The sequence below is a fragment of the Leadbetterella sp. DM7 genome (genome assembly GCF_040829825.2).
Lineage (GTDB): Bacteria > Bacteroidota > Bacteroidia > Cytophagales > Spirosomataceae > Leadbetterella.
In genome coordinates this window covers 1-6,978 of the sequence record NZ_JBFOLH020000031.1, presented here as the reverse complement: position 1 = coordinate 6,978, position 6,978 = coordinate 1, and the positions used below count along the sequence as shown (strand labels likewise).

The window sequence follows — 6,978 nt, the reverse complement described above, 5'->3', positions numbered from 1 at the left end:
GCTAAAGTGACGATAACGACGCTCTGAAACACTTCTCGTAAACCCTGATGAAATCTTTCCCATTGTTATACCAATTTTAAGTTTGTTCCTCCCTTAAAATCGGTCAACTTATTTCAGGCACTGACAAACGGTCCGCCGGCGCGGTTAAAAATTGAGGAGTCTTTGGCTGCGTAGAGTCCGGGCTTTTGGGGTTATCCTTGAAGTGCGATCTGTCTGTAGGAAGAGCCGCCCGGTGGAGAATTGATGTACCCGCCGGAACCAGGAAAGATGATGAAACAGAAATTTATAAACATATTTTCAGAAAATTTTGAAAGATCAATTTTTTCAAAAATGACAATTAGTTCAGTTGTTAGAAATATTTCAGAAAATATTGAATACAAATCGGTCGCTATACGCCCGTTCGACTCCAAAAAAGGACGGATGCTCTCGTGGGTGTACCGGTATGAACGGAAAGAAGTGACCCAAAACTATACGCTGGAAGAATCGGTCAGGTTGCTGGATAAAATGATCGGTACGCAGTTTTCCCAGGCCGACATGTATTGTGTGGGCAAAGACTATTTCCTGAAAACCGACGGGAAGGAGAAGCTCACCGTAAAAGAAAGCATGGCGGAAAGGGAAGTGACCGGTCGCCACGACAAGGTAAAAACGCGTATGGTGGAAGCTTCTGCCGCATTTCTGTACCTGCTGGAGGTGACTTCGGCTGACGGGCACGTGCGCAAGGACAAGAAAGACAAATTTATCCAGATCAATAAATTCCTGGAATTCTTTTCTGCAGCGGTACAGTCGCTTTCGGGACCGGAGATCTCGGTGCTGGATATGGGCTCGGGCAAGGGGTATCTCACCTTTGCCATTTATGATTTTCTGCAGAAGAAGATAGGAGCGGGAGCACGCGTGACCGGGGTGGAGTTCCGGCCTGATATGGTAGCTTTGTGCAACTCCCTGGCAGAAAAAGCCGGCTTCAGTAAGCTGAATTTTGTTCAGGGCACCATTGAAGGCTATGATTTTGCCAAGAGCGATGTGGTCATTGCGCTCCATGCCTGTGATACGGCCACTGATGAAGCCCTCTACAAGGGGATCCGCGCCGGTGCGCGGGTCATTATGGTGTCCCCCTGTTGCCACAAGCAGGTACGCCGGGCCATGCACCCGTCGGGCCTGGCCGCGGCTTTCTCCCGCCACGGCATTATAGAAGAGCGCACGGCAGAGATGCTGACCGACCTGATCCGGGCGGCCATCCTGGAAATCTACGGTTACCAGACCCAGATTTTTGAATTTGTCAATTCAGAGCATACGCCCAAAAACCTGATGATCACGGCTATAAAAAAACGCGATTCCGTAGCGGCATTACCGGGTTCCTGGAGGCCTGTAGAAGAGCTGAAAACCTTTTACGGACTGGAATACCACCATCTGGAACGTATGTTAGCCGAAACTTTTTAATTTATTTAATTCTTTTGTGACTTTGAATCTATTATAAAGTCTATATATTTGCTTAATCAATTTTTAATTTAAACTTATTCAAAAATGGGATTAATATCATTTTTCAAGGGTGTTGGTGAGAAAGTCTTCGGTAAAAGCGAGAAGGAAGAAGCTGCTCCTGAATTGAAAGCTTCAGCACTGCTGGCACATGTTCAGAACCTGGCCCTGCCTTTCAGAAAGCTGACTGTGAAAGTTTCCGGCGATACTGTAACGCTTGAAGGTGAGACAGAAAGCCAGCAGGACGCTGAGAAGATCGCGCTTGCCGTAGGAAACGTAGAAGGCGTAGCTGTTGTAGATAATAATATCGTTGTGGTTACTCCTGAGCCGGAAGCAAAATTCCATACCGTGGTAAAAGGAGATACGCTTTCCAAGATTGCGAAAGAATTCTATGGCGATGCCATGAAATACCCGGTAATTTTTGAAGCCAACAAGCCTATGCTGACCCATCCGGATAAGATCTACCCCGGACAGGTATTAAGAATACCTGCACTGTAATCATTACCGAAAATAGGGAGCTGAGAGGCTCCCTATTTTTATAACTATTTAACCTTATTTTTATGAACCTTTTAATTACAATTTTGGTAGGTGCCATAGCCGGCTGGCTGGCCGACCTGGCATTCAAACGCTTCAGCCTGTCTCTCGTGTACCAGATCCTGCTGGGTATTGCCGGTGCATTTGTCGGAAGCTGGCTCCTGGGCGGAGAGCTCCACTCCATTCTGGGCCTGCCTGATTTCGTTAGCCGTGTAGCAGAGGCCTTCGTAGGTGCTGCCGTGATCCTCCTGGTAGTGATGCTGATCAAAAAAGCTACGGCGAAGTAAAAATTCCGGAACGCAGATGATGCGGATTCTGTCGATTTTAAATCATAACTGTCCGCGTCATCCGCGTTCTACCCGCAATACCGCTCAAAATTCTCCGAGAAATACCGGAACTCCTCCTGCAGAATCTCAAATTTCTTCTCAAAGCCATCCAGGATCCCGTCTTTGGCCGGAACCTCTATTGCTTTGGTAATTTCATGGATCCGCATGAGGCCTATAGTGCCTGAATTGCCTTTCAGCGTATGCAGCTCTTTCTGGATGGCCACCACATCTTTTCGGTCATAGGCATTTTGCACATTTTCTATCTGAACCCCGGCCTCGCTCTTAAAATCTTCAAAGACCGACTGCAGCATATCGCCGCCTACCATGTCTTTCAGGCTGTTGATAACTCCCTGGTCAAAGGCAGGAACGGCCGGGTCCATTTCTTCAAACTTCTTCGGATTCTCCTTCTTTCGTTTCTTCAGCCGGGCTTTTTCAGGCAGCAGGCATTCTTCCACCTTTTGTACCAGCAGGTTGGCGCGTATAGGCTTGGAGAGGTAATTGTCCATGCCGCTGGCCAGGAACTTCTCCCGGTCGTTTTCCATCGAATAGGCCGTCATGGCCACTACCGGCGGAAGCTTGCTGCCGTATTTTTCCCGCAAGATACGGGTGGTTTCTATGCCGTCCATTTCCGGCATCTGGATATCCATCAGGATCAGATCGAAATCAGGGTTATGCTGGAAGGTCTCAATGGCCTTTTTCCCCGAATCGGCCCCGATAACATGGCAATTGGCTTTCCGGAGAATTTCAATGGCTACCTTGCGGTTAATGGCATTGTCATCTACCAGCAGTATTTTGGGTGAAAAATCGGTGAAATAGCCTTCCAGGGAGATCTCGCTGGCTGCGTTCACTTTTTTGCTGATATCTTCAGCGCGGGCCTCTTCAGCCGGCAGGGTGAACCAGAAGGTGCTGCCCTCGTCTATTACCGAGCTCAGACCGATCTCCCCGCCCATGGTTTCTACGAGCTGCTTCGAAATAACCAGTCCCAGGCCGGTGCCGCCAAAGGCTTTTTTAGTGGAAATATCCAGTTGCTGGAAAGAATTAAACAGCCTCCTCTGGTTTTCTTCCGAAATGCCTATGCCGGTATCGATCACTTCAAACCGCAGCAACTGCAGGTTGCTGCGCCGGTCAGATAGCGTTATTTTAACGGTAATGTTGCCGTTCTGGGTAAACTTAATGGCGTTAGAGGTCAGGTTGGAAAGAATCTGCAGCAGGCGGATCTGGTCGCCGATGATGAAAGGATTGACGCGCTCGTCCCAGTCAAACTTCAGCAGGTTATTGGTCTCGGCTGCCTTTTGCTTGAACAGGGCTACCAGGTTTTTCAGCATCTCCTTCAGGTCAAAAGGCCTTTTCTCAATGTTCATTTTCCCGGCTTCCAGCTTAGACAGGTCCAGGATATCGTTGAGAATGGTCAGCAGCGTTTCTGAAGAGTTCCGGATGGTGTTAACGTAATCTTTCTGGGTTTTGTCGAGCTCGGTTTCGTTCAGCACATCGATCATCCCGATGATCCCGTTCATCGGCGTACGGATCTCATGGCTCATATTGGCCAGGAACTGCTCTTTTACCTTCAGCAGGTGTTCGGCTTCTTCCTTGGCTATCTTGAGCTCTTCGGCGCTGCGCAGAAGCTCGGTGACATCCCTGGCCACGCCTTCTACCTCAATAGGCGTACCCTTTTCGTTCTTGATCATCCGGATGTTCAGCATGAACTGCCGGATGCTCCCGTCTTTCCGTTTTACCCGTACTTCGTAATTGGTGATATTGCCTGCCTTCAGCAGGGTTTTAATGTTCTTGGAAGAATCTACCACGTCTTCGAAGAACTGGTCTACTTTCTGGTGAATGACCTCTTCTTCGCGGTAGCCGGTATGCGTATAAACCGATGGCGAGATCATGGTGATATTACCGGCCAGGTCAGACCGGTAGTAAATATCAATAAACGACTCAATGATGTTCCGGAACTTGTTTTCGCTCTTCTGCAGGTCGAGCAGGGCTTTTTTGTTTTCCGTGATGTTCCGGGCTATTCCCGATACCTCTTCCACTTCGCCGTTCTCGCCTGAAATGATGGGGTTGAGGTGAAATTCGTACCAGTCAGGTCCCCCGTTTTTCTGGCCCCAGTGCAGCTCAAAATACTGGGGAGTGCCCGAGAAGGCCAGGTTGTATTTCTCCCGCATCATGGGCTTGTCATCGGGGTGAAACAGCTTCCAGCCGTAGCGTTCAATACTGCTGTTGATCTTGGGCTCCTCGCCGAGCTGGCTGTAGACAATGTTGTAGTAGTTCCGGTTCATGGAACTGAGCTGGCGCCGGGTATTTACCGTCCAGAGCAGGTGTGAGCTGCTGTCAAAAAGGGCCTTAAGCCGGGCGGTCTGCAGCTCCAGGTCGGCTTCGGCCCGTTTACGCTCCATGGTCATGGCAATCTGGCCCGAAACAAACTGCAGGAGCTCCAGGTCGTTGCTGCTGAATTTATTTTCGTCAGAATACGACTTGATACCGATAACGCCTATAATTTCTTCGTTCACCTTCAGCGGCACCAGGATCTGCACGGCAGGCAGGATCGACTCATAAATGAAGAGCTTCTCGCGTTCAATGAGCTCTTCCAGTTCTTCCTTGTTCAGCACCAGGGGCTTTTTTTGCAGCAGGGAGTATTCGATCAGGCCGTTTCCCAGGTGGCGCTTCATGTAGTTCTGACCCGTATCAAAAAACTCGTCTACGTGGTAGGGGAAGTTGATGCTGCTGTCGCTGTTGTCGAAAACCGCCACAAAGAAATTATTCGCATAAATGTTTTTCTTCAGGTTCAGGTGCACCTGGGCCAGGAAATCTTCCAGGCTACGGGTATTCAGGTTGCTCTGGGCTATGGCAAAATACAGGTTCTGGGCGGCTTCGGCCCTTCGCCGCTGGGTAATGTCGCGAAGAATAAAGCGGTACACCTTCATGTCGTTGCTGAGCTGCGAAAAATGGATATCGCCCAGCATATACACCCGTTTTTTCAGCTTATTGCGGAACACCAGCGTGTAGTCGTGCAGGTGCTCACCGGGTTTAAGGCCCAGGATTTCCCTCACGGTATCGTCTTTGAACTGGGGGTGCAGGTAATCGGTGATCCGTTTATGCTTTACCTCTTCTTTTTCATACCCCAGTGTTTTGACAAACGAATTATTGACGAAGATAAACTCGCCGGTACTGTTCAGGATAAAGTTGATCTCGGAAGTATTTTCAACAAAATCTTCCAGGAAATTGATATACTCCGAAGGGTAAGATACCGTCTTGAAATTAGCCATAGGTGTCAACGCTTTGCATGCCGGATTAAAACTAGCAAATATTGCCGGATTTTATAACACTCCGGCCGACATTTTGAAGCAAAGGCGGTCCGGTTTGCCTGAATAATGCCTAATTTTGCGGGTAAAATATCGATTCGTTGGAAAAAGTCAGAGCCAAGAAGCACCTGGGGCAGCATTTTTTAAAAGACCTGTCGGCGGCGCAGAAGATCACCGGGCTGTACCGGAGTACGGGGCCCGTGCTGGAAATAGGCCCCGGTATGGGTGTATTAACGCAGTACCTGGTTGAACGCAAAGACCTGGAGCTGTTCCTGGTGGAAATTGACCGCGAGTCGGTGGCCTATCTTCAGAAACATTACGGTTTTACGGATAAAAACCTCTTTGATGCGGATTTCCTGGAAGTAGACCTGAACCGGGTTCTCGGGCTCACACCCGATGATAAATTCGGCATTATCGGCAATTTTCCCTACAACATCTCCTCCCAGATCTTCTTTAAGGTGCTGGATTACAAAGACCAGGTTCAGGAAGTGGTGGGAATGGTGCAGAAAGAAGTGGGGCAGCGTATTGCATCGCCGCCGGGAAATAAAGATTACGGCATTCTGAGCGTGCTTCTCCAGGCTTATTACGATATTGAATACGCTTTTACCGTTCCGCCCGGCGCATTTGATCCGCCGCCGAAAGTAGATTCAGGGGTGATCCGCCTGGTCAGAAATTACGATAAGGTCTTAGGCTGCGACTTTAAGAAATTTAAGCTGGTGGTGAAAACGGCATTTAACCAGCGAAGAAAGATGCTTTCCAATGCGCTGAAGCCCATTGCCGCCCAGGCAGAATTCCCGTATGAAAACAAGCGCGCCGAGCAGCTGGATTATACGCAGTTTGTAGAAATTACGAAGGCGATTTTTGAATAAAGAGCAGCCGGTCATTAAAATTTTATGTTCAGATAAGGTAAGTTCTCTTTCTGAATTAAGTATATTCGAATTAAACTTTTAGAAATATGACTACGATCAGAGTAGACATATTAAACCCGAAGGCAGTAAGATTGTTACGGGATCTGGCAGATTTAAATTTAATTTCCATAAAGAAAGAGGAAATTAAAAAGGGATTTGCTGAAATATTGGAGAAATTACGCTCTGATATTTCCACTGTACCCGGCCTTGATGAAATAACGGCCGAGGTAGAAAAGGTCAGAACTAAACGCTATGAGCAATAAATCCTTAAGAGTTATTATTGATACCAATCTTTGGATCAGCTTTTTAATTAGGGATATTCAGTAAATAGAATTGAAATCGGTTGTTGAATAATTTTTTGACAGCCGATTTTGTTTTTTTAAAGAAATGCTAGCCAGAGATTTTGCTGATGGGATACTATGTTGTTGTCAAGGGCCT

At 47.9% G+C, this 6,978-nt stretch carries 6 protein-coding genes; 5 read left to right on the top strand and 1 reads right to left on the bottom strand.

All coding sequences use genetic code 11. From position 1 onward, the window contains the following. Nucleotides 1-330 precede the first annotated feature (330 nt). The 3 genes from AB2U10_RS18935 to AB2U10_RS18925 all read left to right on the top strand — a co-directional run bounded on the left by AB2U10_RS18935 (nucleotide 331) and on the right by AB2U10_RS18925 (nucleotide 2,291). Entirely contained in the window at nucleotides 331-1,434 is a 1,104-nt protein-coding gene (locus tag AB2U10_RS18935; RefSeq protein WP_367916648.1) for a class I SAM-dependent methyltransferase, read from the top strand. Between the two features lie 84 nt (nucleotides 1,435-1,518). Next, entirely contained in the window at nucleotides 1,519-1,968 is a 450-nt protein-coding gene (gene lysM / locus AB2U10_RS18930) for a peptidoglycan-binding protein LysM (protein WP_367916649.1), read from the top strand. Nucleotides 1,969-2,030: 62 nt separating this feature from the next. Further along, the gene (locus AB2U10_RS18925; protein WP_367916650.1) at nucleotides 2,031-2,291 is read left to right on the top strand and encodes a GlsB/YeaQ/YmgE family stress response membrane protein; all 261 of its coding nucleotides are present in this window, start codon (nucleotides 2,031-2,033) and stop codon (nucleotides 2,289-2,291) included. A gap of 68 nt (nucleotides 2,292-2,359) precedes the next feature. Here the strand turns inward: AB2U10_RS18925 and AB2U10_RS18920 are convergent, their stop codons facing one another. Next, the gene (locus AB2U10_RS18920) at nucleotides 2,360-5,596 is read right to left on the bottom strand and encodes a PAS domain S-box protein (RefSeq protein ID WP_367916651.1); all 3,237 of its coding nucleotides are present in this window, start codon (nucleotides 5,594-5,596) and stop codon (nucleotides 2,360-2,362) included. A gap of 137 nt (nucleotides 5,597-5,733) precedes the next feature. Between AB2U10_RS18920 and rsmA the strand changes: the two genes are divergently transcribed. Continuing rightward, complete coding sequence (gene rsmA / locus AB2U10_RS18915; protein WP_367916652.1) at nucleotides 5,734-6,501, top strand: 16S rRNA (adenine(1518)-N(6)/adenine(1519)-N(6))-dimethyltransferase RsmA; 768 nt, start codon at nucleotides 5,734-5,736, stop codon at nucleotides 6,499-6,501. A gap of 86 nt (nucleotides 6,502-6,587) precedes the next feature. Continuing rightward, on the top strand, nucleotides 6,588-6,803 hold the full coding sequence (locus tag AB2U10_RS18910; protein WP_367916653.1) for a hypothetical protein: 216 nt from the start codon (nucleotides 6,588-6,590) through the stop codon (nucleotides 6,801-6,803). The last annotated feature ends 175 nt before the right edge of the window (nucleotides 6,804-6,978 follow it).